Origin of the sequence: Klebsiella sp. MBT K-1, from assembly GCF_002556465.1 — a bacterium.
Classification (GTDB): domain Bacteria; phylum Pseudomonadota; class Gammaproteobacteria; order Enterobacterales; family Enterobacteriaceae; genus Klebsiella; species Klebsiella grimontii.
In genome coordinates, this window is sequence record NZ_PDEL01000007.1 from 64,542 (window position 1) to 87,814 (window position 23,273).

The window sequence follows — 23,273 nt, forward strand, 5'->3', positions numbered from 1 at the left end:
AGCAAGTTTGGCGAATGGCGCAATCGGCTTCGCCTTCCTCTTCCCTCTCCATTACGGAGAGGGCGTATATCACTCGTCTTCCAGATAAGTGTAGCCGTATAAACCTGCTTCGAACTCTTCAAGGAACTGCTGCTGCAGGGCGGCGTCCAGGTCCGTATTTTTCACCTGATCGCGGAATTGGGTCAACAGCGTGTTCGGATCGAGCTGTACGTACTGCAGCATGTCCGCAACGGTATCCCCTTCATCAGACAGCTCAACTTCCACGCTGCCGTCAGGGAAGACAAACACGTCTACGGCTTCCGTATCGCCGAACAGGTTGTGCATATTGCCGAGGATCTCCTGGTAGGCGCCCACCATAAAGAAGCCCAGCATAGGCGGATTCTCCGGATCGTATTCCGGCATCGGCATGGTGGTCGCAATACCGTCGCCATCCACATAGTGGTCAATCGCGCCATCGGAATCACAGGTGATATCCAGCAGCACCGCGCGGCGTTCCGGCACCATGTTCAGCCCTTCCAGCGGCATCACCGGGAACAGCTGATCGATACCCCATGCATCCGGCATCGACTGGAACAGGGAAAAGTTGACGTAAATCTTATCCGCCATGCGCTCCTGCAGCTCATCGATAATCGGACGATGCGCGCGGTTGCTGGGGTCGAGCTGCTTCTGGACTTCATGACACATATTCAGATACAGCTGCTCGGCCCAGGCGCGCTCCTGAAGATTAAAGGTGCCAGAGGAGTAGCCGATATGGATATCGTGCAGATCCATCTGGCTGTCGTGCAGCCATTCGCGCAGCGAGCGGCGGTTGCCGGTTTCCTGCATCTCCAGCCAGGTTTCCCACATGCTTTGCAGCGGACGCGCGGCGTCTTCCGCAGGCGGAGTCGCCTCGGTATATTCGTTACGCTCAACGCCGATAATGTTCGATACCAGCACGGTGTGGTGCGCCGTGACCGCACGACCGGATTCGGTGATCACCGTCGGATGCGGCAGACCGTTCTCTTCGCAGGCATCGCCAATCGCCCAGATGATGTTGTTGGCATATTCGTTCAGGCCGTAGTTCACCGAACAGTCGGACTGGGAGCGGGTGCCTTCATAATCAACGCCGAGACCACCGCCAACATCGAAGCACTGAATATTCACGCCCAGCTTATGCAGCTCCACGTAGAAGCGCGACGATTCACGCACGCCGGTGGCGATATCGCGAATATTGGCCATCTGCGAGCCAAGGTGGAAGTGCAGCAGCTGCAGGCTGTCCAGATGCCCGGCTGAGCGCAGAATTTCAACCAGCTGCAGAACCTGGGTCGCCGCGAGACCGAATTTGGATTTTTCGCCGCCGGAGGACTGCCATTTGCCAGAGCCCTGCGAAGCCAGACGCGCACGCACGCCAAGACGCGGCACCACGTTCAGCCGCTCGGCTTCTTCGAGCACGATGGCGATTTCCGACATCTTCTCGATGACCAGATAGACCTTGTGGCCCATTTTTTCGCCCACCAGCGCCAGGCGGATATATTCACGGTCTTTATAACCGTTACAAACAATCACGCTGCGGGTCATACCGGCGTGCGCCAGTACCGCCATCAGCTCGGCCTTCGAGCCGGCTTCCAGACCCAGCGGTTCGCCGGAGTGGATCAGCGATTCAATCACGCGGCGATGCTGGTTAACCTTGATCGGATAAACCAGGAAGTAGTCGCCGTTATAGCCATAAGATTCGCGCGCCCGTTTAAAGGCGGCGTTAATCGAACGCAGGCGGTGCTGCAAAATCTGCGGGAAGCAGAACAGTGCAGGCAGGCGCTGCCCCTGAGCTTCACGCGCTTTCACCAGCTCGGCAAGGTCAACGCGCGCTTCCGGGACGTCAGGATCCGGGCAGACGCTAATATGGCCCAGTTCGTTAACGTCGTAGTAGTTATTACCCCACCAGGCAATATTGTAAGTACGTAGCATCTTGCTGGCTTCCTGGGAGCTCATCGCAACCTCCTGCATGGAACGTAGTACACCGTGATCGCCTGCTGACGAAGGCGAAGATAAAGACATGTCGTCAGACATAGCGAACCTCAAATTTTAGTAACAAGTGTAAAACAGTTGACTACTATCGCAATCCGAAGAAGCGATAACAACCCATAAACAGTCCGAAATCCCAGTAGATAGTGCTGGTCTTGCGGCTGAGCGACCGGTTTCTTATTCATATCATCGTAAAACACGTACCCGAACGGAGTATGACAGTCCGGAGAAACCACGAGAAAACCCTTGCTATCGCAAGAGCGCCCTTGTTCAGTGTTCCAGCAGCCTGCCGGCCCGGGAATCCTGAGAAGCGCCGAGATGGGTAGAACATCGGCTGGTTTGCATGAGAGAGATGCGGGTTGCGGGATAGTGACGCGCGACGGAACGACGCGACGAATCAGGCGAAAAACGTGGGTTCATTATTTGGTATCACCTCCACACTGCCCCGAGACGGGCCAGCGACAAGCCAAAGCTATACGTTCCAGACAGCCAGCGAAAACGCCGCCGCGGGACTCTGTCAATACAGACTGCTTAACCCGGCTGGAAGTGGCGTCACGAAGCAAATGCTCGTGCGCTGTTTTAATGAGCCGCGCGCGGCGTTTTATACCGAGAAGCGGGGTAAAAAGCAAAATAAAAATATGCGCGTTGCCGGGGATTGTCAGGAAAAATTGCCACCGCCCTTTTTCTATAAATGCGACGAATATCAAAAAAGGCTGGAAATGGGGTCAAGAACTGCCCTAAAATAGCCGTCCAGAAGTTAATCCATCTATACTGATTAACACTCAGACTGCTCGTGTCGCTACCTGCAAGCTTTGGTAGAGTCATCCGTCAAAGCCATTCTACACAACAGTATGAGCTACCCGAATCGTCCACAGGTGAAATAAAACATGGCAAAACACCTCTTTACGTCAGAGTCCGTATCAGAAGGGCATCCCGACAAAATTGCTGACCAAATCTCCGACGCCGTGCTGGATGCGATCCTCGAACAGGATCCGAAGGCGCGCGTAGCTTGTGAAACCTACGTCAAAACCGGCATGGTTCTGGTCGGTGGCGAGATCACCACCAGCGCATGGGTTGATATTGAAGAGATCACCCGCAACACGGTCCGTGAAATTGGCTACGTGCATTCCGACATGGGCTTTGACGCCAACTCCTGCGCGGTCCTGAGCGCTATCGGTAAACAGTCTCCGGACATCAACCAGGGCGTTGACCGCGCCGATCCGCTGGAACAGGGCGCGGGCGACCAGGGCCTGATGTTTGGCTATGCCACCAACGAAACCGACGTGCTGATGCCGGCGCCGATCACCTATGCCCACCGTCTGGTGCAGCGTCAGGCCGAAGTGCGCAAAAACGGTACCCTGCCGTGGCTGCGCCCGGATGCGAAAAGCCAGGTCACCTTCCAGTACGACGACGGTAAAATCGTCGGGATTGACGCGGTTGTCCTGTCGACCCAGCACGCGGAAGATATCGACCAGAAATCGCTGCAGGAAGCGGTGATGGAAGAGATCATCAAACCGGTCCTGCCGACCGAGTGGCTGAACAGCGCCACAAAATTCTTTATCAACCCAACCGGCCGTTTTGTTATCGGCGGACCAATGGGCGACTGCGGCCTGACCGGGCGTAAAATCATCGTTGACACCTACGGCGGCATGGCTCGTCACGGCGGCGGCGCGTTCTCCGGTAAAGATCCATCTAAAGTGGACCGTTCCGCAGCCTACGCGGCGCGCTATGTAGCGAAAAATATCGTTGCCGCTGGCCTGGCCGATCGTTGTGAAATTCAGGTTTCCTACGCCATCGGCGTGGCAGAGCCGACTTCAATCATGGTTGAAACCTTCGGTACCGAAAAAGTGCCTTCTGAGCAGCTGACCCTGCTGGTGCGTGAGTTCTTTGACCTGCGTCCGTACGGCCTGATTCAGATGCTGGATCTGCTGCACCCGATCTACAAAGAGACGGCGGCATACGGTCACTTCGGTCGCGAACATTTCCCATGGGAAAAAACCGACAAGGCAGCCCAGCTGCGCGAAGCGTCCGGTCTGAAATAATCTCCGCACTCCCCCGATTTCAAGGCCAGCCCCGCGCTGGCCTTTTTACTTTAGCTCCCCTCCGCTGACGCCGAATTCTGCCTTAGCCCGCTCAAAATGGAAGCGATTACATCATATACAGAGCAAATATTTCCCTTAAATACGTGCAAAATGTAATAACGCTTCACTTTGTTACACAATATTTCAGCAAAGTCTGATTAGCGCTTTTAATTTCTTAAGCTAAACTCAATTAATATACTGATTTAAATACGTTTATAGTAATTACGTTTCTTTACTCTAGTGTAACCGATTACACAGCCGTGATTACTATCACATTTTTTTACTACGTATTTACCTACCCTACGCATCGACAGGATCAATAACTCAACCGGAGGGCGTTATGCCTGACAACAAAAAACAAGGGCGTTCGAACAAGACGATGACGTTCTTTGTCTGCTTCCTCGCCGCACTGGCTGGCCTGCTGTTCGGCCTTGATATCGGTGTTATTGCGGGTGCCTTACCCTTTATTGCCAATGAGTTCCAGATAAGCGCCCACACTCAGGAATGGGTGGTCAGCTCTATGATGTTCGGCGCCGCCGTCGGCGCGGTGGGCAGCGGCTGGCTCTCCTTCAAACTCGGGCGTAAAAAAAGCCTGATGATTGGCGCCATCCTGTTCGTTGCCGGCTCGCTGTTCTCCGCCGCCGCGCCGAACGTAGAAGTGCTGCTGATCTCCCGCGTGCTGCTCGGCCTGGCCGTGGGCGTCGCCTCCTACACCGCCCCGCTGTATCTGTCTGAAATCGCACCGGAAAAAATCCGCGGCAGCATGATTTCGATGTACCAGCTGATGATTACCATTGGTATTCTCGGCGCCTATCTTTCCGATACGGCATTCAGCTACAGCGGCGCCTGGCGCTGGATGCTCGGGGTGATTATTATCCCGGCGGTGCTGCTGCTGATTGGCGTGGTTTTCCTGCCGGACAGCCCGCGCTGGTTTGCCGCCAAGCGCCGCTTTGTCGATGCTGAACGCGTTCTGCTACGCCTGCGCGACACCAGCGCTGAAGCGAAACGCGAGCTGGATGAGATCCGCGAAAGCCTGAAGGTAAAACAGTCCGGCTGGTCGCTGTTTAAAGAAAACAGCAACTTCCGCCGCGCGGTATTCCTCGGCGTTCTGCTGCAGGTGATGCAACAGTTCACCGGTATGAACGTCATCATGTACTACGCGCCGAAGATTTTTGAACTGGCAGGCTATGCCAACACCACCGAACAGATGTGGGGCACCGTCATCGTCGGTCTGACCAACGTGCTGGCGACCTTTATCGCCATCGGGCTGGTCGACCGCTGGGGTCGCAAGCCGACGCTGATCCTTGGCTTTATCGTCATGGCGCTCGGCATGGGCATTCTGGGCAGCATGATGCATATCGGCATCCACTCCGCCACGGCGCAGTACTTTGCCGTCCTGATGCTGCTGATGTTTATCGTTGGCTTTGCCATGAGCGCCGGCCCGCTGATTTGGGTGCTGTGTTCCGAAATCCAGCCGCTGAAAGGGCGTGATTTCGGTATCACCTGTTCGACGGCCACCAACTGGATTGCCAACATGATCGTCGGCGCGACGTTCCTCACCATGCTGAACTCGCTGGGCAGCGCCAACACCTTCTGGGTCTATGGCGGCCTGAACATCTTGTTCATCTTCCTGACCCTGTGGCTGATCCCGGAAACCAAAAACGTTTCGCTGGAGCATATCGAACGTAACCTGATGAAAGGCCGTAAGCTGCGCGAAATCGGCGCGCGCGACTAGCCTGATACGCTTCCTCCCGCCCGGGAGGAAGCTTCTTCTTGCTCTCCTCACCCCGCCGCACTATCCTCTGGCGCTATGAAAACACCCCGAATTCCCATTGCCCTTCAACAGGCCGTTATGCGCAGCCTGCGGGAGAATCTGGCCAAAGCGAACCTCAAGCTGGGACGCCATTACCCTGAACCGGCGCTGGTTTATCAGCAGCGGGGAACCTCCGCCGGTACCGCCTGGCTGGAGAAAAACGAAATCCGCCTTAACCCGGTGCTGCTGCTGGAAAACCAGCAGGCGTTTATTGATGAAGTCGTGCCGCACGAGCTGGCCCACCTGCTGGTGTGGAAACACTTTGGCCGCGTCGCGCCGCATGGTAAAGAGTGGAAATGGATGATGGAAAGCGTGCTGGGCGTTCCGGCTCTGCGCACCCATCGTTTCGAACTCGATTCAGTCCGTAAAAATACCTTCCCCTACCGCTGCCAATGCCAGCAGCACCAGCTTACCGTCCGCCGCCACAATCGCGTGATGCGCGGGGAGGCCACCTATCGCTGCGTGCGCTGCGGAGATGTTCTGGTGGCGGAAAAGTAATCTCCGGAAATAATTGGAAATTTTCTGATCTGACTGATTGCGTCTGGCAATCACATTCGTTACGTTGCGGGCTCGTTTTGACACGGAGTTAACGATGTCCCGTATTCATACTTTTGCTGCCGCGTTTCTTAGCGCGGCGGTATGCGCCCCGCTTGCAGCGGAAGGAATCAACAGTTTTTCTCAGGCCAAGACCGCTGGGGTCAAGGTCAATGCCGACGCCCCCGGCGATTTCTACTGCGGCTGTAAAATCAACTGGCAGGGAAAAAAGGGGGTTATCGACCTGGAATCTTGTGGCTATAAAGTGCGTAAAAATGAAAATCGCGCCAGCCGGGTCGAGTGGGAGCATGTGGTTCCCGCATGGCAGTTTGGCCATCAGCGGCAGTGCTGGCAGGACGGCGGGCGCAAAAACTGCGCCAAAGATCCGGAATACCGCAAGATGGAAAGCGACATGCATAACCTGCAGCCGGCGGTCGGCGAGGTCAACGGCGACCGCGCCAACTTTATGTACAGCCAGTGGAACGGCGGCGAAGGCCAGTACGGCCAGTGCGCAATGAAGGTTGATTTTAAAGATAAAGTTGCCGAGCCGCCGGCGCGCGCGCGTGGCGCCATCGCCCGTACCTACTTCTATATGCGCGACCGCTACCAGCTCAATCTTTCCCGCCAGCAAACCCAGCTGTTTACCGCCTGGGATAAGATGTACCCGGTCACGACCTGGGAGTGCGAACGCGATGCGCGTATTGCCAAAGTTCAGGGCAACCATAATCCTTATGTCCTGCAGGCTTGCCAGGCGCAAAAGAGCTAACCTACACTAGCGGCAATTGTTAATTTGCAGCTTCACTCTTCCCCCTTGACTGGGGGAAGAGATATCTGCGCTAAGAACGGAACATCAAGCATGCGCATTCCTCGCATCCATCACCCGGAACGTATTACCACGGGTAGCCAGATAGCGCTTTCCGACGACGCGGCCAACCATGTCGGTCGCGTTTTACGGATGGGTAAAGGCCAGGCAATAGAGCTTTTTGACGGCAGCAATCAGATCTTCGAGGCGGTCATTGTCGAGGCCGGTAAGAAAAATGTTCTGGTTGAAGTACAGAGCAGCAAAGTTGATAACCGTGAATCCCCGCTGCATATCCATTTGGGCCAGGTGATGTCCCGCGGCGAAAAAATGGAATTCACCATCCAGAAATCGATCGAACTTGGTGTAAGCCTCATAACGCCACTGTTTTCCGAGCGTTGTGGCGTTAAACTGGACGCCGAACGTTTGCAGAAAAAGATCCAGCAGTGGCAGAAAATCGCCATTGCCGCCTGCGAGCAAAGCGGCCGCAACGTGGTGCCGGAGATCCGCCCGGCCATGCAGCTTGAAGCCTGGTGTGCGGAGCAGGACGAGGGTCTGAAGCTTAATTTGCACCCTCGCGCCAGCGCCAGCATTAACACGCTGCCGCTGCCGGTCGAACGCATCCGGCTGCTGATTGGCCCGGAAGGCGGCCTGTCGGCAGAAGAGATAGCGATGACCGCTCGCTACCAGTTTACTGATATCCTGTTGGGACCGCGCGTTCTGCGTACAGAGACAACTGCGCTCACTGCCATAACCGCCCTGCAGGTGCGTTTTGGCGACCTAGGTTGAAGCGTTAACGGAGAAGAACAATGATTAAGCTCGGCATCGTGATGGACCCCATCGCAACCATCAACATCAAGAAAGACACCAGCTTCGCCATGTTGCTGGAAGCGCAGCGTCGCGGCTATGAACTCCATTATATGGAGATGAACGATCTGTACTTAATCAACGGCGAAGCCCGCGCCCGTACGCGCAAGCTGAGCGTCGAGCAGAACTACGACAAATGGTACGCGTTCAACGGCGAGCAGGACCTGCCTCTCGCGGACCTTGACGTCATTCTGATGCGTAAAGATCCGCCGTTCGATACCGAGTTTATCTACGCGACCTACATCCTCGAACGCGCCGAAGAACAAGGCACGCTTATCGTCAATAAGCCGCAGAGCCTGCGCGACTGTAACGAAAAGCTGTTTACCGCCTGGTTCTCCGAGCTGACCCCGGAAACGCTGGTCACCCGTAATAAGGCGCAGCTGAAAGCCTTCTGGGAAAAACACGGCGATATCATCCTCAAACCGCTGGACGGTATGGGCGGCACCTCCATTTTCCGCGTTAAAGAGGGTGACCCTAACCTCGGCGTCATCACCGAGACGCTGACCGAGCTGGGCAACCGCTACTGCATGGCGCAGAACTATCTACCCGCCATTAAAGATGGCGATAAGCGCGTGCTGGTGGTTGACGGCGAGCCGGTTCCTTACTGCCTTGCCCGTATCCCGCAGGGCGGCGAAACCCGCGGTAACCTTGCGGCCGGTGGTCGTGGCGAAGCGCGCCCGCTGACCGAAAGCGACTGGGCCATCGCCCGCCGCGTTGGCCCCACGCTGAAGGCCAAAGGCTTAATCTTCGTCGGCCTGGATATCATCGGCGATCGCCTGACGGAAATTAATGTCACCAGCCCCACCTGCGTTCGTGAAATCGAAGCCGCCTTCCCGATTTCCATTACCGGGATGCTGATGGACGCCATTGAGCAGCGCCTCAATAAATAAAGCGCTTATTCCGGCTGCAGGCCTGCGCCTGTAGCCTGGAGCCAGCGCAGACGATTCGCTATCAGGTTCAGGCAGGCAATGCGCCTTGAGCCTGAAAGATAAAGTGAATCGACACTCCCTTGCTTTACCCGCATACTGGGTGCTGCTTTTTTGAACCAGGAACAGAACCTCTGACAATGAATTTACAGCATCACTTTCTAATTGCCATGCCTGCTCTCCAGGACCCGATGTTCCGTCGCTCCGTAGTCTATATCTGCGAGTATAACGATGACGGTGCCATGGGCATCATCATCAATAAGCCGATGGAAAATCTGCAGGTTGAAGGGATCCTGGAGAAATTAAAAATCACGCCTGAACCGCGCAATCCCGAGATCCGCCTGGATAAACCGGTGATGGTTGGCGGTCCGCTGGCCGAGGATCGGGGTTTTATACTGCATTCGCCGCCCTCCGATTTTTCCTCCAGCATCCGTATTTCCGATAACACGGTGATCACCACCTCTCGCGACGTGCTCGAAACGCTGGGTACGGATAAACAGCCAGAGAACGTACTGGTTGCGCTGGGCTATGCTTCCTGGGAGAAAGGCCAGCTGGAGCAAGAGATACTGGATAACGCCTGGCTCACCGCGCCGGCCGATCGGAATATTTTGTTCAGCACGCCGATAGCCGACCGCTGGCGCGAGGCTGCGAAGCTGATTGGCATTGATATCGTGACCATGCCAGCCGATGCGGGGCACGCGTAATGAGCGGAACGTTTTTAGGCTTTGATTTTGGTACCAAAAGCATTGGCGTCGCCGTAGGGCAGCGCATCACCGGCACCGCCCGCCCTCTCCCCGCGTTGAAAGCGCAGGACGGTAAGCCTGACTGGAACGTTATTGAGAAACTGCTGAAAGAGTGGCAGCCTGAAGCCGTGATTGTCGGCCTGCCGCTGAATATGGACGGCACGGAACAGCCCCTGACCGCCCGTGCGCGCAACTTCGCGAATAAAATTCATGGCCGCTTCGGCGTGCAGATAACCCTGCATGATGAACGTCTGAGCACGGTTGAAGCCAGAGCTGGGCTATTCGAACAGGGTGGATTCCGGGCGCTCAATAAAGGCAGCGTGGATTCCGCTTCCGCCGTTATTATTCTGGAAAGCTACTTCGAGCAGGGTTACTGAAGCTGAATGATGGCGCCCCATACCAGCGGCAGGCGCCATCATCCTGATTTCATGTTTAGTGGCGCAGATGTTCATTCGCCCAGCTGACCGCCTGAGTGCGGTTCTTCACGCTAAGCTTACGGAACACGTTGTACAGATGGGTACGCACCGTGTTTTCACTGATAAACAGCGCGCGGGCAATATCCAGATTGGTCGCCCCGCAGCGCAGTTCATTGAGGATTTCACATTCACGCTCGGTCAGCGGTGAATTTTCCGCAGGCGCCGATACATGATCCGCCGCATACATCGCCGGGTGCATCACGCTCAATTCAGCCGTCTGTTCGCCGTTCAGCACAGCCTTAACGCCCTCAATTAAGCGCGATTCATCATCGTCATGACGGAAAACACCATACAGCGCTGGCCACTGCGCCATTTCGTAGAGCTCATACTTTTGTGCGCTATTGATAATCAATAAACGAGGGTTATCTGCCTGCATGCGAATAATATCGCGCCATACGCTATTCAACTTTTTATTTGAAACCGCAATATCAAATAATATTACAGAATCTTTCAAAAGGCGTTGCGCGAGGGGTTTGTTAATATTTTGCAGAATGACCGATGCGGATAACCTTTCGGCCAGCCAGGTCGCAAATGCTTTGCTTTGAATGGAGGGGTGAGTAATAAAAGTAACCTGGTGAGAAAAAGCCGAATTCTCAGATAAATTAATCACTTAAAACTCTCCTTAGTTGATTTCCGCCTTCATAGCGGTTAAATGAATTAACAAGAATACGATCGCCTGTGTATTTATAAAAACAAATCATTTTTACACATTGAAACAATATTCCATGGGAATCTTCCTATCCCTGCAAACAGCATAAATCGAATGCCTTAAGAGAGTCAAAAGATTATCAAACTTTTTTCCTGGTTATGAGAGGTTTATGTCAATTCGTTTTTCATGGAATAGATTACTCGGCTTAATCTTAGGTGTTTATTTGTAATATCAAATAAAGGTACCAAACATTAATAAAACATTATTATAACAAGCTATTGGTAGGATCTCTGAATATAAAAAGCGCAGCTATAAAAGCCCCGCGGCCGTACGTTGCTGAAAGCTTTGCGTAAATGTTTGCATGCCCGATTGCTGCCCGGTTTGCATCACGCCGGGCAACTGATGCGCTTTCCCCTCTCTGATCAAATTAGCCACCGCCGGGGTGTTAACCAAAAGCTCGTATAACGCAACTCTGCCGCCAGCAGCATCTGGAAACAGTTTTTGTGCCAGCACCGCGCATAAGCTCCCCGCCAGCTGGCTGCGAACCTGCTCTTTCTCCTGCGCCGGGAAGACGTCCACCAGCCTCTCAACCGCCTGCGCCGCACCGCGCGTATGCAGCGTCGCCATCACCAGATGTCCGGTCTCCGCCGCGGTTAATGCCAGGCGGATCGTTTCGCTGTCACGCAGCTCCCCTAACAGAATGACATCCGGGTCCTGACGCAGCGCGGCGCGTAGGGCAGCGGCAAATGAGGGGCAGTGGCGGCCGATTTCCCGCTGCTGGATCAGACAGCGCTCGCTGCGGTGAATAAACTCAACCGGATCTTCCAGCGTCAGGATATGGCCGCTGAGGCGCTGGTTAAGATAGCCCACCATCGCCGCCAGGGTGGTTGATTTTCCGCTACCGGTAGCCCCCGTGACCAGGATAAGCCCGCTCTCTTCATTGAGCAGCTCCGTTAAGGCGGCCGGCGCGCCGAGATCCGCCAGCTGAGGGCAGGTTTCCGCCAGCAGACGCAGCGCCAGCGACAGACCGCGATTGTGCGCAAATGCGCTGGCGCGCAGGCGCGGCCCGTCCGCCGGAGTCAGCGCGAAATCGACCTGCCCGCAGGCCTGCCACTGCGCGAGCTGCTCGGCGTTGAGCCAATCAGTGAGTATCTTGCCAATATCGGGAGAGGTAAACGGCGCGGGCTCCAGCTTGCCCTGGCGACGCCAGCGCGGCGCTGAAGCATTGCACAGGTGTAGATCGGAGACGTTATGCTTTACACTAAGGGCCACTATTTCTTCCAGTTCCATAACTCATCCTCGGTATATGAACGATATTGCGCATAACCTGGCACAGGTCCGGGACAAAATCTCAGCCGCTGCCGCACGCTGCGGCCGTGCTCCAGAAGAAGTTACGTTGCTTGCAGTCAGTAAAACGAAACCTGCGAGCGCTATCGAAGAAGCGATGGCCGCCGGCCAGCTCGCGTTTGGCGAAAACTATGTTCAGGAAGGCGTGGATAAAATCCGCTACTTTCAGGAAACGGGCGCCACCGGGCTACAGTGGCACTTTATTGGTCCGCTGCAGTCCAATAAGAGCCGTCTGGTGGCCGAACATTTTGACTGGTGCCATACCGTCGATCGTCTCAAAATCGCCGTCCGCCTGAGCGAACAGCGCCCGGCTCAACTGCCGCCGCTCAACGTGCTGATTCAAATCAATATTAGCGATGAGCAGAGCAAGTCGGGTATTCCGCCTGAAGAGCTGGACGCGCTGGCGGCAGAAATCGCTAAACTCCCTAATCTGCAGCTACGCGGTTTAATGGCCATTCCCGCGCCAGAGTCAGAATATGTAAGGCAGTTTGCCGTCGCCCAACAAATGGCGGTAGCATTTGCGCGGCTAAAAACGCACTACCCTACCGTCGATACGCTGTCGCTGGGAATGTCGGATGATATGGAAGCCGCCATCGCGGCGGGAAGCACTATGGTGCGCATCGGAACCGCAATTTTCGGCGCGCGCGACTACAGCAAAAAACAAGGAATCTGAGGAACGCCATGAAGACGTTGACTTTCCTGCTCTCAACGGTCATTGAGCTTTACACAATGGTCGTGTTATTACGCGTCTGGATGCAGTGGGCGCGCTGCGACTTTTATAACCCGTTTTCGCAGTTCGTAGTCAAGGCTACGCAGCCTGTCGTTGGGCCGCTGCGCCGCATTATTCCGGCGATGGGGCCTCTCGATAGCGCTTCCCTGCTGGTCGCCTTTATTCTCTGCGTCGTGAAAGCTATCGTGCTGTTTATGGTCGTGACCTTCCAGCCGATTATCTGGATTTCCGCGCTGCTGATCCTCATTAAAACCGTCGGCTCGCTGATCTTCTGGGTTCTTCTGTTAATGGCGATTATGAGCTGGGTAAGCCAGGGCCGCAGTCCGGTGGAATTTGTTCTGATGCAGCTGGCCGATCCGCTGCTGCGCCCGATCCGCAGATTGCTGCCATCGATGGGCGGCATTGATTTCTCGCCGATGGTGCTGGTTCTGCTGCTGTACGTGATCAACATGGGTATCGCCGAACTGTTGCAGGCTACCGGCAACGTTCTGCTTCCGGGGCTGTGGATGGCGCTATGAGTGCCGTCGAAGCCTGCGCTGACGGGTTGGTCTTACGGCTGTATATTCAGCCCAAGGCCAGCCGCGACAGCATCGTTGGTTTACATGGCGACGAGCTCAAAGTCGCCATTACCGCGCCACCCGTTGACGGCCAGGCCAACGCCCATCTGGTAAAATTCCTCGCCAAACAGTTTCGCGTAGCGAAAAGCCAGGTGCTTATTGAGAAAGGCGAACTGGGTCGCCACAAACAGATAAAAATCATTCATCCGCAGCAGATCCCGGACGGGGTCGCCGCGCTGACGGAATAAACAGGATCTCTTATGCAAAAAGTTGTTCTCGCTACCGGCAACCCCGGAAAAGTGCGCGAGCTGGCCTCGCTGCTGGCAGATTTTGGCCTTGATATCGTTGCGCAAACCGAGCTGGGCGTGGATTCCGCAGAGGAAACCGGCCTGACGTTTATCGAAAATGCCATTCTGAAGGCGCGCCATGCCGCGCAGCTGACCGGGCTCCCGGCCATCGCCGATGACTCAGGTCTGGCCGTCGATGCGTTAGGCGGCGCGCCGGGCATCTACTCCGCCCGCTATTCCGGTGAAGGTGCGACCGACCAGCGGAATCTGGAAAAGCTGCTCGACGCGCTTCGCGACGTGCCGAACGATAAGCGCCAGGCGCAATTCCACTGCGTGCTGGTCTATCTGCGCCATGCGGAAGATCCGACGCCGCTGGTTTGCCACGGCAGCTGGTCGGGCATCATCGCTCGCGAAGCCGCAGGCAGCGGCGGCTTTGGTTACGATCCGATTTTCTTTGTTCCGACGGAAGGTAAAACCGCAGCGGAGCTAAGCCGTGAAGAAAAGAGCGCCATTTCCCACCGCGGACGCGCGCTTAAACTGTTACTGGAAGCCTTACGTAATGGCTAATTTGCCGCCCCTGAGCCTCTATATTCACATCCCGTGGTGCGTGCAGAAATGCCCGTACTGCGATTTCAATTCGCATGCGTTGAAAGGCGAGGTGCCGCATGACGACTACGTTCAGCATCTGCTGAACGATCTGCGAGCCGACGCTCACTATGCGCAGGGACGTGAAATCGGGACTATTTTCATTGGCGGCGGTACGCCGAGCCTGCTCTCCGGCCCGGCGATGCAAACCCTGCTCGACGGCGTGCGCGAGTCTCTTCCGCTGGCGTCCAACGCGGAAATCACCATGGAAGCCAACCCCGGCACCGTGGAAGCGGATCGCTTTGTCGAGTACCAGCGCGCGGGCATTAATCGTATCTCCATCGGCGTACAGAGCTTTAGCGAACAGAAGCTGCAGCGGCTCGGGCGCATCCATGGGCCACAGGAAGCCAAACGCGCGGCAAACCTGGCAAGCGGCCTGGGGCTACGCAGTTTTAACCTCGATTTAATGCATGGCCTGCCGGACCAGTCTCTGGAAGAGGCGCTGGACGACCTGCGCCAGGCGATTGCGCTCAATCCGCCGCATCTCTCCTGGTATCAGCTGACCATTGAGCCAAACACCCTGTTTGGTTCGCGGCCGCCGACCCTGCCCGATGACGACGCGCTGTGGGACATTTATGAACAGGGGCATAGCCTGCTCAGCGCGGCGGGCTATCAGCAATATGAAACCTCCGCCTACGCTAAGCCGGGCTATCAGTGCCAGCATAACCTGAACTACTGGCGCTTTGGCGACTACCTCGGGATTGGCTGCGGCGCGCACGGCAAAGTGACGTTCCCGGACGGGCGCATACTGCGGACGGCGAAAACCCGGCATCCACGCGGTTACATGGAAGGCCGCTATCTGGAGCGCCAGCATGATGTGGAAGATGCGGATAAACCGTTTGAGTTCTTTATGAACCGTTTCCGCCTGCTGGAAGCCGCCCCGCGCGATGAATTCAGCCGCTACACCGGCCTTGATGAGCGTACGATCCGTCCGCAAATCGATGCCGCCATCGCCGAAGGCTACCTGACGGAAGATGAGCGCTACTGGCAAATTACCGAGCACGGTAAGCTATTTTTGAATTCCCTTCTCGAACTCTTTCTCAGCGAATAACGCCCTCTCCGCCTATCCCGTTATAAAAATAACGGGATAATTAATTGCTCGACATTCTCGAAATATCAATAGCGCTATTTCCGAACTATTTCAATTCAACATTCATAATAAAAATATGTTCACATTAGTTTATTGAAAATAAATATAACCAACCGCACAAAAATACCTATTTGATCGATTCATTGAGAAAAAGTGTGAGTCAGACGGCTTAAAGATGTCAGACAACAAGGATAATATGTCATACAGAAACAAAGAATGACTCTTAAGATATTGACCAATTACCCCAAGTGCATGGAGCCGACTCATGAAAAAACTCTCTTTTTCTCGTTCTCTGGTGTGTGTATCTTTACTTGCCCTGCTCTCTTCAGGCGCCAGCGCGGCTGAAAAAGTCACGTTAAAACTGGCACATAACCTTGAACGCAGCCATGTTGTTCATCAGGCCTTTGAGGAGATGTCCAAAGAGGTTAACCAACTTTCCAACGGGGCTATGAAGATCCGTATTTATCCCAGTAGCCAAATGGGCAGCGCGCGAGAAACGCTGGAGTTATTACAAAATGGCGCGCTGGATATGACCAAAGGTTCCGCCAGCGATCTGGAGTCATTCGATAACGTCTACGCGATATATAATTTACCGTTCCTTTTTAAGGACCAGAATCACTTCAATAAAGTCGTTTTCGGTGAAGTAGGCAAAGAAATAATGGAGTCCACGAAAGATAAAGGCTTCTTTGCGCTTTCCGCTTATGTTGCCGGAACCCGCAGCTTTTACGCCAAAAAGCCCATCACTAAACCGGAAGATTTAAAAGGATTGAAGATCCGCGTCCAGGCCAGCCCGACAACCTTAAAAATGGTCGAATTAATGGGCGGTTCGCCAACGCCCATTTCCTTTGGAGAAGTTTATACCGCCATGCAGCAGGGCGTGGTGGACGGCGCGGAAAATAACGTGCCTTCCTGGGTGCAAACGCGCCATATCGAAATCGCTAAAGTGTTCTCTGAAGATGAACATGCCTCCATCCCGGATTTCCTCGTTATCTCCAGTAAAACCTGGGACAAACTGACGCCGGATCAGCAGCAAATCCTGATCAAGGCGGCGAAAGCTTCCGAAGTTTATCAGCAAAAACTGTGGGACAAGATCGACGCCGACACCCGCGCGCAGGCCAAAGCCATGGGCGGCGAAATCGTCAAAGTGGATAAAGCGCCGTTCCGCGCCGTCGTGCAGCCGCTGTTTGATGACTTCAAAAAAGATCCGAAGCAGGCTGCCCTGCTGGCCAAATTTGAAGCCGCTGCTGAATAACACTTAGCGGGCCAGCCGCTGGCCCGCTTTCACCGGGAAAACAATGATGATACTTAACCGCATAAAGCTGGCGGTAGACCGCGCGATCGCCGCATTCTCCGTCGCCGTTATGATTGCGCTGGTGGTCTGCGTCGTCTGGCAGGTGTTCAGCCGCTACGTGCTAAACCAGCCAAGCACCCTGACCGACGAGCTGGCGCGCTTTTTGATGATCTGGGTCGGGCTGCTGGGTGCGGCATATACCGTCGGCGCCCAGCGTCATCTGGCGATCGATTTACTCGCCATGACGCTTCCTCCCCGCAGGCAGGCACTGCTCAGCGTCATTATTAATCTGCTGATCTTTATTTTTGCCGGGTCAGTGATTGTCACCGGCGGCGTGAAGCTGATTGAAAAAACGCTATCGACGTCGCAGGTCTCGGCCGCGATGCAGATCCCCATGGGCTATGTGTATCTGATCCTGCCGCTAACCGGCATCATTATGATGTTTTACACGCTCTGTTTTATCAGCAACGGGCTGAAAAATATGAAGAACGAAGAAGCGGGGGCAAATTGATGGACAGCTATATCGCACTGATGCTATTTGGCTCTTTCTTTATTCTGGTTTTTATTGGCGTCCCCATCTCCTTCTCCATTGGCATCGCCACCGTCGGTTCAATGCTGCTGATGTTCCCGTGGGATATTGCCGTGATTACCGTTTCTCAGCGCCTGGCGAACGGCCTCGACAACTTCGCCCTGCTGGCGATTCCATTCTTTATCTTTGCCGGTACCCTGATGAACAGCGGCGGGATTGCCATCCGCTTAATCAACCTGGCGCAGGTGATGGTTGGCCGCGTACCAGGCTCATTGGGCCACGTTAACGTACTGGCGAACATGATGTTCGGCTCGATTTCAGGTTCGGCGGTCGCCGCGGCGGCGGCGGTAGGGGGAACGCTTAACCCCATTCAGACCCGGAAAGGTTACGATCCGGCTTTCTCCACGGCGGTTAACGTCTCGTCGTGCATCACGGGCCTGCTCATCCCGCCGTCAAACGTCCTGATCGTCTTCTCTCTGACGGCTGGGGGCGTCTCCGTCGCGTCGCTGTTTATGGCCGGTTATCTGCCGGGCATCCTGATGGGCCTGGCCATTATGGTGGTCTGCGCCATCATCGCTAAGCGTCGCGGCTACCCGGTTTCAGAACGTCCCACCTGCGCCCAGGCGGCAAAAGCGTTTTTCGACGCCCTGCCCAGCCTGCTGCTGGTGATCATTGTGATGGGCGGGATCCTCGGCGGCATTTTCACCGCGACCGAAGCATCGGCTATCGCCGTGGTTTACACCTTTATTCTGTCGGTGCTGATTTACCGGGAAGTGAAGTGGCGCGATCTGCCGAAGCTGATCCTTGAGTCGGTGGTGATGACCTCCATCGTGCTACTGCTGATCGGCTTTTCCGTCGGCATGTCGTGGGCGATGACCAATGCCGATATCCCCTACATGATAAGCGATGCGCTAATGGGGATTTCTGAAAACCCGGTGGTGATTCTGCTGCTGATTAATATCGTGCTGTTAATCGTCGGGATCTTTATGGATATGACCCCGGCGGTACTGATTTTCACGCCGATATTCCTGCCCATCGCGCAGGATTTGGGGATGGATCCGGTGCATTTCGGCATCATGATGGTCGCTAACCTGTGCATCGGTCTGCTGACGCCGCCGGTAGGCAGCGCGCTGTTTGTAGGCTGCTCTATTTCCGGCGTTAAAATTCAGCAGCTCATCAAACCGCTGCTGCCGTTCTACGCCGCCCTGCTGATCGCGCTGATGATGATTGTCTATATCCCGCAGATCTCGCTGTTTATTCCGCAGCTGCTGGGGCTGATGTGACCGACTGACCATAATCGCTACCTGCGCCCGCAGGTAGCGAATTAAAACTTACTTTAACGACCCCACCAGCGCTTTGCGGCTCTCCTCAAGGGAGACCACGCGGCCGCAGACGTCCTTACCAAACTGCTGGAAATCAGCCTCCTGGTTTTTCCATTCGTCCTGAATGGCCGTTTGCAGGCCGCCGAGGCTACCGAGGATCCCCTGCAGCGGGTTACCGCCGCCTTTGAGAACCGCCTTCGCGCCCATCTCGTTGATGCTGTCCTGCAGAATACCGCCCATCGCCTGGTTTACCAGCTGCTGGCCGTCGGCGCGCACCTGATCGATGGCTTTATAGTGGAAGGTCAGCCCATCGTTGCGATGTTCAATAATGCGGCCCATTTGCGCTTTCAGCTGCGCATCAAGCTTGGTCAGGCTGCTATGCATGCTGCTGCTGGCCCCCACCTGTTCGGTAATGATTTTATCCAGCGCGGCGCGGCCTTTTTCTACCCGCGTGCGGGCGCCTTCATCAATCCACGGCAGGCTGCTGCGCAGTCCAGCCTGATAGTCCTGCGCCTGCTCGCGCTGAGCGGCGTTCAGCGCATAGGCTTTCCCGTTAAAGGTCAGATTGCCATCCGGCTTAATCACCAGATCGCCGTTTTCGCCTTTCACCTGCACCTGCTGCGGGCTGAGGATGACATCGTCACGCGGCGTGACGCTACACTGGTAGTCCGCATGCGCGGACAAAGCGGTGACGGAAAGCGCCACTGCCAACAGCGTTTTGCGCATCATTTAACTCCCTTCAGACAAAACGGGCCGGCAGCTGCCGACCCTTGTCAAACTTAGTCCCACCAGATATCAAAAAGTTCGCTGGTGCGCACATCGGCAAGCCCGCGATCTTCCAGCCACTTACGCACGATGGCCTGGTGTTCTTCGGTGCATTTGCCGATTTCCTGCAGGCAGATCAGCCCTTCCCAGGAAAGATAGCCGCTGCCGTCAAAGGCCAGCTTATTAGGCTCAATCACTTCCTCAATCAGATCGTTAACGGTCTGGTCGATCTGCTCTTCGCTGGTTCCTTCCGCGAAGCGCCACGCGACGGAGAAACCTACTTCCTGAAACTCGTCGATATGCATTTTTTTACGCAGACGACGGCTACGATTCGTTGCCATTATTTCACCCTCTCGAACATTAAGTCCCATACGCCGTGGCCAAGACGATGACCACGCTGTTCAAATTTGGTTACCGGGCGCGATTCCGGGCGCGGCACATAGTCGTTGCTTTCTGACCGGTTACGATACCCTTCAAGCGAGGACATCACTTCCAGCATATGCTCGGCATATTGCTCCCAGTCGGTCGCCATATGGAAGACGCCGCCCAGCTTCAGTTTACTTTTCACCAGTTCGGCAAAAGGCGGCTGAACGATACGGCGCTTATTATGACGCGCTTTGTGCCACGGGTCAGGGAAAAACAGCTGCACCATGCTCAGGGAGTTATCCGGAATCATGGTATGCAGCACTTCCACCGCATCGTGGCACATGACGCGCAGGTTTTGCACGCCCTCTTCTTCGGCGGACGCCAGACAGGCGCCGACGCCCGGCGAGTGCACTTCAATGCCGAGGAAATTCTGCTGCGGCTTCTCTTTCGCCATCGCCACCAGCGACGCCCCCATACCAAAACCAATCTCCAGCGTGACCGGCGCTTCACGGCCAAACAGGGCGGCGAAATCGAGCGGCGCTTCGTTGAATTCAACGCCCATCACCGGCCAAATAGTGTCCAGCGCGTGCTGCTGACCTTTGGTCAGGCGGCCCTGACGACGGACGAAGCTGCGAATACGGCGCAGCGGGCGGCCGTTTTCATCGAATTCCGGAGATATGACGTCGTTTTTCATAAAAGTTAAGTCTGCTTGTGAGATGTGTTCGGAAAACGGGCATTATCCAAAGTTACCCGGCGGATGCAAGGGTTTACAGCCCCTCGCCCTTGTGCTGCAATCTGCCACCTTATAATCGCTTTCCCGGAGCCGTAGCTTTGACTTTTCTCGCCGCGCAATTTTCAGCCCAGGTACTGGACTGGTACGACAAATACGGGCGTAAAACCCTGCCCTGGCAAATCGGCAAGACGCCTTACAAAGTATGGCTCTCCGAGGTGATGTTGCAACAAACGCAAGTGGCGACGGTTATCCCCTATTTTGAACGCTTTATGGCGCGTTTCCCAACAATTACCGATCTGGCGAACGCGCCCCTCGATGAAGTCCTGCATCTGTGGACCGGACTCGGCTATTACGCCCGCGCGCGCAATCTGCATAAAGCGGCGCAGCAGGTGGCCACCCTGCACGACGGAAAATTCCCGCAGACCTTCGATGAAGTCGCCGCGCTGCCGGGCGTAGGCCGCTCCACCGCCGGCGCGATTTTGTCCCTTTCTCTCGGTCAGCATTATCCGATTCTCGACGGCAACGTGAAGCGCGTGCTCGCGCGCTGCTATGCTGTCAGCGGTTGGCCGGGGAAAAAAGAGGTTGAGAAACGCCTGTGGGATATCAGCGAAGACGTCACGCCAGCCAATGGGGTCGAACGTTTTAACCAGGCCATGATGGACCTTGGAGCGATGGTATGTACCCGCTCAAAGCCGAAATGCGAGCTTTGTCCGCTGAATAACGGCTGCGTGGCCTACGCAAATCATTCATGGGCTCAATATCCAGGCAAAAAACCGAAACAGACGATCCCCGAGCGTACCGGCTATTTCCTGCTGATGCAGCACGGCGACAAGGTGTTTCTCTCCCAGCGCCCGCCGGTGGGATTATGGGGGGGATTGTTCTGCTTCCCGCAGTTTGAAGATGAAGATGCGCTGCGGGAGTGGTTGGCCCAGCGGCAGATCGGGACCGAGAATCTGACGCAATTAACCGCGTTCCGCCACACTTTCAGCCATTTCCATCTGGATATTGTGCCGATGTGGCTTACAGTGCACTCATCCGGCGCATGCATGGATGAAGGGGGCGCACTCTGGTATAACTTAGCGCAGCCGCCGTCCGTCGGTCTGGCGGCCCCCGTGGAGCGCTTGTTGCAACAGTTAAAAGCCGGAGCACCGGTTTAGCTTTCTGGCGATTAAAGAGGATTAAGAATGAGCAGAACGATTTTTTGTACTTTCCTGCAGCGTGAAGCCGATGGCCAGGATTTTCAGCTATATCCGGGCGAGCTGGGCAAACGCATCTATAACGAAATCTCCAAAGAAGCCTGGGCCCAGTGGCAGCATAAGCAGACGATGCTGATCAACGAGAAAAAACTCAGCATGATGAACCCTGAGCATCGCAAACTGCTGGAGCAGGAGATGGTTCAGTTCCTGTTTGAAGGCAAAGACGTGCACATCGAAGGCTATACGCCGCCAGAAAAACAGTAAGGGCCTGACGGCCCTTTACAACAATAAACACAACACGCACTCCCGGAATGATGAAAAAATACTTAGCGCTAGCGCTGATTGCGCCTTTGCTCGTTTCGTGTTCCAGCTCAACCAAAAAAGGCGCCGAGTATAACGAGGCGTGGGTGAAGGACACCAACGGCTTTGATATCCTGATGGGCCAGTTCGCCCATAACATCGAGAATATTTGGGGTTATAACGAAGTTCTGCTCGCCGGGCCGAAGGACTACGTCAAATACACCGACCAGTATCAAACCCGCAGCCACATCAACTTTGATGCGGGGACGATTACCGTTGAAACCATCGCCGGCACCGACCCGGCCGGGCGCCTGCGCCAGGCGATTATTAAAACCCTGCTAATGGGCGACGACCCTAACTCCATCGACCTCTATTCCGACGTCGATGATATTCAGATTTCAAAAGAGCCGTTCCTGTATGGCCAGGTGGTGGATAACACCGGCGAGGCGATTCGCTGGGAGTGGCGCGCCTCGCGCTTCGCCGACTATCTGCTGCAAACCCGCCTGAAAAGCCGCAGCAACGGCCCGCGCATGATCTACAGCATCACCATCAACCTGGTGCCGAACCACCTCGACAAACGCGCGCATAAATACATTGGCATGGTCCGTCAGGCGTCGCGCAAATACGGCGTTGATGAATCGCTGATCCTGGCGATTATGCAAACCGAATCCTCCTTTAACCCCTATGCGGTCAGCCACGCCGACGCCCTGGGGCTGATGCAGGTGGTGCAGCACAGCGCCGGGAAGGACGTGTTCCGTTCACAGGGGAAATCAGGCCTGCCGAGCCGCAGCTACCTGTTCGACCCGGTCAATAACATCGACACCGGTACCGCCTATCTGGCGATGCTGAATAACGTCTATCTGTCCGGTATCACCAACCCTACCTCGCGTCGCTATGCGGTTATCACCGCCTATAACGGCGGCGCGGGCAGCGTACTGCGGGTCTTCTCCAGCGATAAGGTTCAGGCGGCGAATATCATCAACAACATGACGCCGGGCGATGTTTATCAAACCATCACCAGCCGTCACCCCTCCGCCGAGTCGCGTCGTTATCTGTACAAGGTTAACTCTGCGCAGAAAGGCTACCGCCGCAGGTAATCTCCCTCCAGCGCCCTTGTTTCCTCAAGGGCGCATTCCTTCTGCTATACCCAATAGAGTTGCGCAACTCTTTTACGATTTTCTGCGGCAGTTAACAAAAGCATCCACCGCATAAATGATAGAATCCAA

Annotated in this window: 27 protein-coding genes; 20 read left to right on the forward strand and 7 right to left on the reverse strand. The window is 55.3% G+C overall.

The genetic code is table 11. The annotated features are described in order from the left end of the window. Positions 1–69: 69 nt before the first annotated feature. Together speA and yqgB are read right to left on the reverse strand one after the other, a co-directional pair. Positions 70–2,046: a biosynthetic arginine decarboxylase gene (gene speA / locus CMQ96_RS11840; protein ID WP_024358645.1), complete on the reverse strand. Its 1,977-nt coding sequence runs from the start codon at positions 2,044–2,046 to the stop codon at positions 70–72. Between the two features lie 8 nt (positions 2,047–2,054). Continuing rightward, entirely contained in the window at positions 2,055–2,186 is a 132-nt protein-coding gene (gene yqgB, locus CMQ96_RS11845; protein ID WP_075210876.1) for an acid stress response protein YqgB, read from the reverse strand. 225 nt (positions 2,187–2,411) lie between these two features. Here yqgB and CMQ96_RS28340 point away from each other — a divergent pair, with 225 nt between their 5' ends. From CMQ96_RS28340 to ruvX, 9 genes are all read left to right on the forward strand, one after another. Next, on the forward strand, positions 2,412–2,747 hold the full coding sequence (locus CMQ96_RS28340) for a hypothetical protein (RefSeq protein WP_141522385.1): 336 nt from the start codon (positions 2,412–2,414) through the stop codon (positions 2,745–2,747). 141 nt (positions 2,748–2,888) lie between these two features. Next, positions 2,889–4,043 (forward strand): methionine adenosyltransferase, encoded by a 1,155-nt coding sequence (metK, locus tag CMQ96_RS11860; RefSeq protein ID WP_004125136.1) that lies wholly within the window; start codon positions 2,889–2,891, stop codon positions 4,041–4,043. Positions 4,044–4,422: 379 nt separating this feature from the next. Beyond that, on the forward strand, positions 4,423–5,817 hold the full coding sequence (locus CMQ96_RS11865) for a sugar porter family MFS transporter (protein ID WP_004125138.1): 1,395 nt from the start codon (positions 4,423–4,425) through the stop codon (positions 5,815–5,817). Positions 5,818–5,892: 75 nt separating this feature from the next. Then, on the forward strand, positions 5,893–6,393 hold the full coding sequence (locus tag CMQ96_RS11870; RefSeq protein WP_004135858.1) for a SprT family zinc-dependent metalloprotease: 501 nt from the start codon (positions 5,893–5,895) through the stop codon (positions 6,391–6,393). A 94-nt stretch (positions 6,394–6,487) separates the two neighbouring features. Beyond that, entirely contained in the window at positions 6,488–7,195 is a 708-nt protein-coding gene (endA, locus tag CMQ96_RS11875) for a deoxyribonuclease I (RefSeq protein WP_024358646.1), read from the forward strand. Positions 7,196–7,285: 90 nt separating this feature from the next. Further along, entirely contained in the window at positions 7,286–8,017 is a 732-nt protein-coding gene (gene rsmE / locus CMQ96_RS11880; protein ID WP_024358647.1) for a 16S rRNA (uracil(1498)-N(3))-methyltransferase, read from the forward strand. Between the two features lie 20 nt (positions 8,018–8,037). After that, a complete protein-coding gene (gshB, locus tag CMQ96_RS11885) occupies positions 8,038–8,985 on the forward strand; it encodes a glutathione synthase (RefSeq protein WP_004135852.1) in 948 nt (315 codons plus the stop codon). Between the two features lie 176 nt (positions 8,986–9,161). After that, positions 9,162–9,725 (forward strand): YqgE/AlgH family protein, encoded by a 564-nt coding sequence (locus tag CMQ96_RS11890; protein ID WP_004135851.1) that lies wholly within the window; start codon positions 9,162–9,164, stop codon positions 9,723–9,725. Next, a complete protein-coding gene (gene ruvX / locus CMQ96_RS11895) occupies positions 9,725–10,141 on the forward strand; it encodes a Holliday junction resolvase RuvX (RefSeq protein ID WP_004135849.1) in 417 nt (138 codons plus the stop codon). The genes CMQ96_RS11890 and ruvX overlap by 1 nt, the downstream gene beginning before the upstream one ends. A 55-nt stretch (positions 10,142–10,196) precedes the next feature. On the opposite strand, the gene CMQ96_RS11900 is transcribed toward ruvX, so the two are convergent. Then, positions 10,197–10,850 carry a LuxR C-terminal-related transcriptional regulator gene (locus CMQ96_RS11900; protein ID WP_004135847.1) on the reverse strand — a complete coding sequence of 218 codons (654 nt, stop codon included), beginning with the start codon at positions 10,848–10,850 and terminating at the stop codon, positions 10,197–10,199. Between the two features lie 348 nt (positions 10,851–11,198). Beyond that, positions 11,199–12,179, reverse strand: coding sequence for a type IV pilus twitching motility protein PilT (locus tag CMQ96_RS11905; protein WP_098066866.1), 981 nt, complete (start codon positions 12,177–12,179; stop codon positions 11,199–11,201). Between the two features lie 16 nt (positions 12,180–12,195). On the opposite strand from CMQ96_RS11905, the gene CMQ96_RS11910 reads away from it, so the two are divergent. From CMQ96_RS11910 to CMQ96_RS11945, 8 genes are all read left to right on the forward strand, one after another. After that, positions 12,196–12,909 carry a YggS family pyridoxal phosphate-dependent enzyme gene (locus CMQ96_RS11910; RefSeq protein ID WP_004125172.1) on the forward strand — a complete coding sequence of 238 codons (714 nt, stop codon included), beginning with the start codon at positions 12,196–12,198 and terminating at the stop codon, positions 12,907–12,909. Positions 12,910–12,917: 8 nt separating this feature from the next. Further along, positions 12,918–13,484, forward strand: coding sequence for a YggT family protein (locus tag CMQ96_RS11915; RefSeq protein WP_004135843.1), 567 nt, complete (start codon positions 12,918–12,920; stop codon positions 13,482–13,484). Next, positions 13,481–13,771 carry a DUF167 family protein YggU gene (yggU, locus tag CMQ96_RS11920; protein WP_004125173.1) on the forward strand — a complete coding sequence of 97 codons (291 nt, stop codon included), beginning with the start codon at positions 13,481–13,483 and terminating at the stop codon, positions 13,769–13,771. The genes CMQ96_RS11915 and yggU overlap by 4 nt, the downstream gene beginning before the upstream one ends. 12 nt (positions 13,772–13,783) lie before the next feature. Continuing rightward, positions 13,784–14,377, forward strand: a complete 594-nt coding sequence (locus tag CMQ96_RS11925; RefSeq protein WP_098066867.1) for an XTP/dITP diphosphatase — start codon at positions 13,784–13,786, stop codon at positions 14,375–14,377. Then, the gene (hemW, locus tag CMQ96_RS11930) at positions 14,370–15,506 is read left to right on the forward strand and encodes a radical SAM family heme chaperone HemW (RefSeq protein WP_004135839.1); all 1,137 of its coding nucleotides are present in this window, start codon (positions 14,370–14,372) and stop codon (positions 15,504–15,506) included. Before CMQ96_RS11925 ends, hemW begins: the two co-directional genes overlap by 8 nt. A gap of 304 nt (positions 15,507–15,810) precedes the next feature. Continuing rightward, positions 15,811–16,797 (forward strand): TRAP transporter substrate-binding protein, encoded by a 987-nt coding sequence (locus CMQ96_RS11935; protein WP_098066868.1) that lies wholly within the window; start codon positions 15,811–15,813, stop codon positions 16,795–16,797. A gap of 46 nt (positions 16,798–16,843) precedes the next feature. After that, positions 16,844–17,347 carry a TRAP transporter small permease gene (locus tag CMQ96_RS11940; protein WP_004135834.1) on the forward strand — a complete coding sequence of 168 codons (504 nt, stop codon included), beginning with the start codon at positions 16,844–16,846 and terminating at the stop codon, positions 17,345–17,347. Beyond that, positions 17,347–18,648 (forward strand): TRAP transporter large permease, encoded by a 1,302-nt coding sequence (locus tag CMQ96_RS11945; RefSeq protein WP_004135833.1) that lies wholly within the window; start codon positions 17,347–17,349, stop codon positions 18,646–18,648. Before CMQ96_RS11940 ends, CMQ96_RS11945 begins: the two co-directional genes overlap by 1 nt. Before the next feature lie 48 nt (positions 18,649–18,696). Here the strand turns inward: CMQ96_RS11945 and CMQ96_RS11950 are convergent, their stop codons facing one another. Genes CMQ96_RS11950 through trmB form a run of 3 tightly spaced genes read right to left on the reverse strand, consistent with a single transcriptional unit; the run spans position 18,697 to position 20,512 of the window. Continuing rightward, positions 18,697–19,416 carry a DUF2884 domain-containing protein gene (locus CMQ96_RS11950; RefSeq protein WP_098066869.1) on the reverse strand — a complete coding sequence of 240 codons (720 nt, stop codon included), beginning with the start codon at positions 19,414–19,416 and terminating at the stop codon, positions 18,697–18,699. Positions 19,417–19,466: 50 nt separating this feature from the next. Then, positions 19,467–19,793 (reverse strand): YggL family protein, encoded by a 327-nt coding sequence (locus CMQ96_RS11955; RefSeq protein WP_024358654.1) that lies wholly within the window; start codon positions 19,791–19,793, stop codon positions 19,467–19,469. After that, positions 19,793–20,512, reverse strand: a complete 720-nt coding sequence (gene trmB / locus CMQ96_RS11960) for a tRNA (guanosine(46)-N7)-methyltransferase TrmB (RefSeq protein WP_004125186.1) — start codon at positions 20,510–20,512, stop codon at positions 19,793–19,795. The genes CMQ96_RS11955 and trmB overlap by 1 nt, the downstream gene beginning before the upstream one ends. A gap of 137 nt (positions 20,513–20,649) precedes the next feature. On the opposite strand from trmB, the gene mutY reads away from it, so the two are divergent. Genes mutY through mltC form a run of 3 tightly spaced genes read left to right on the forward strand, consistent with a single transcriptional unit; the run spans position 20,650 to position 23,144 of the window. Then, positions 20,650–21,708 carry an A/G-specific adenine glycosylase gene (mutY, locus tag CMQ96_RS11965; RefSeq protein ID WP_049086466.1) on the forward strand — a complete coding sequence of 353 codons (1,059 nt, stop codon included), beginning with the start codon at positions 20,650–20,652 and terminating at the stop codon, positions 21,706–21,708. A 27-nt stretch (positions 21,709–21,735) separates the two neighbouring features. Then, a complete protein-coding gene (locus CMQ96_RS11970; protein ID WP_004105744.1) occupies positions 21,736–22,011 on the forward strand; it encodes an oxidative damage protection protein in 276 nt (91 codons plus the stop codon). 50 nt (positions 22,012–22,061) lie between these two features. Continuing rightward, entirely contained in the window at positions 22,062–23,144 is a 1,083-nt protein-coding gene (mltC, locus tag CMQ96_RS11975) for a membrane-bound lytic murein transglycosylase MltC (protein ID WP_004135825.1), read from the forward strand. Positions 23,145–23,273: the final 129 nt, after the last annotated feature.

What these genes read in the sequence shown, in the direction of transcription:
- speA (WP_024358645.1), bottom strand. Translation starts at nt 2,046, where the DNA reads ATGTCTGACGACATGTCTTTATCTTCGCCTTCGTCAGCAGGCGATCAC.
- yqgB (WP_075210876.1), bottom strand. Translation starts at nt 2,186, where the DNA reads ATGAATAAGAAACCGGTCGCTCAGCCGCAAGACCAGCACTATCTACTG.
- metK (WP_004125136.1), top strand. Translation starts at nt 2,889, where the DNA reads ATGGCAAAACACCTCTTTACGTCAGAGTCCGTATCAGAAGGGCATCCC.
- CMQ96_RS11865 (WP_004125138.1), top strand. Translation starts at nt 4,423, where the DNA reads ATGCCTGACAACAAAAAACAAGGGCGTTCGAACAAGACGATGACGTTC.
- CMQ96_RS11870 (WP_004135858.1), top strand. Translation starts at nt 5,893, where the DNA reads ATGAAAACACCCCGAATTCCCATTGCCCTTCAACAGGCCGTTATGCGC.
- endA (WP_024358646.1), top strand. Translation starts at nt 6,488, where the DNA reads ATGTCCCGTATTCATACTTTTGCTGCCGCGTTTCTTAGCGCGGCGGTA.
- rsmE (WP_024358647.1), top strand. Translation starts at nt 7,286, where the DNA reads ATGCGCATTCCTCGCATCCATCACCCGGAACGTATTACCACGGGTAGC.
- gshB (WP_004135852.1), top strand. Translation starts at nt 8,038, where the DNA reads ATGATTAAGCTCGGCATCGTGATGGACCCCATCGCAACCATCAACATC.
- CMQ96_RS11890 (WP_004135851.1), top strand. Translation starts at nt 9,162, where the DNA reads ATGAATTTACAGCATCACTTTCTAATTGCCATGCCTGCTCTCCAGGAC.
- ruvX (WP_004135849.1), top strand. Translation starts at nt 9,725, where the DNA reads ATGAGCGGAACGTTTTTAGGCTTTGATTTTGGTACCAAAAGCATTGGC.
- CMQ96_RS11905 (WP_098066866.1), bottom strand. Translation starts at nt 12,179, where the DNA reads ATGGAACTGGAAGAAATAGTGGCCCTTAGTGTAAAGCATAACGTCTCC.
- CMQ96_RS11910 (WP_004125172.1), top strand. Translation starts at nt 12,196, where the DNA reads ATGAACGATATTGCGCATAACCTGGCACAGGTCCGGGACAAAATCTCA.
- CMQ96_RS11915 (WP_004135843.1), top strand. Translation starts at nt 12,918, where the DNA reads ATGAAGACGTTGACTTTCCTGCTCTCAACGGTCATTGAGCTTTACACA.
- yggU (WP_004125173.1), top strand. Translation starts at nt 13,481, where the DNA reads ATGAGTGCCGTCGAAGCCTGCGCTGACGGGTTGGTCTTACGGCTGTAT.
- CMQ96_RS11925 (WP_098066867.1), top strand. Translation starts at nt 13,784, where the DNA reads ATGCAAAAAGTTGTTCTCGCTACCGGCAACCCCGGAAAAGTGCGCGAG.
- hemW (WP_004135839.1), top strand. Translation starts at nt 14,370, where the DNA reads ATGGCTAATTTGCCGCCCCTGAGCCTCTATATTCACATCCCGTGGTGC.
- CMQ96_RS11935 (WP_098066868.1), top strand. Translation starts at nt 15,811, where the DNA reads ATGAAAAAACTCTCTTTTTCTCGTTCTCTGGTGTGTGTATCTTTACTT.
- CMQ96_RS11940 (WP_004135834.1), top strand. Translation starts at nt 16,844, where the DNA reads ATGATACTTAACCGCATAAAGCTGGCGGTAGACCGCGCGATCGCCGCA.
- CMQ96_RS11945 (WP_004135833.1), top strand. Translation starts at nt 17,347, where the DNA reads ATGGACAGCTATATCGCACTGATGCTATTTGGCTCTTTCTTTATTCTG.
- CMQ96_RS11950 (WP_098066869.1), bottom strand. Translation starts at nt 19,416, where the DNA reads ATGATGCGCAAAACGCTGTTGGCAGTGGCGCTTTCCGTCACCGCTTTG.
- CMQ96_RS11955 (WP_024358654.1), bottom strand. Translation starts at nt 19,793, where the DNA reads ATGGCAACGAATCGTAGCCGTCGTCTGCGTAAAAAAATGCATATCGAC.
- trmB (WP_004125186.1), bottom strand. Translation starts at nt 20,512, where the DNA reads ATGAAAAACGACGTCATATCTCCGGAATTCGATGAAAACGGCCGCCCG.
- CMQ96_RS11970 (WP_004105744.1), top strand. Translation starts at nt 21,736, where the DNA reads ATGAGCAGAACGATTTTTTGTACTTTCCTGCAGCGTGAAGCCGATGGC.
- mltC (WP_004135825.1), top strand. Translation starts at nt 22,062, where the DNA reads ATGAAAAAATACTTAGCGCTAGCGCTGATTGCGCCTTTGCTCGTTTCG.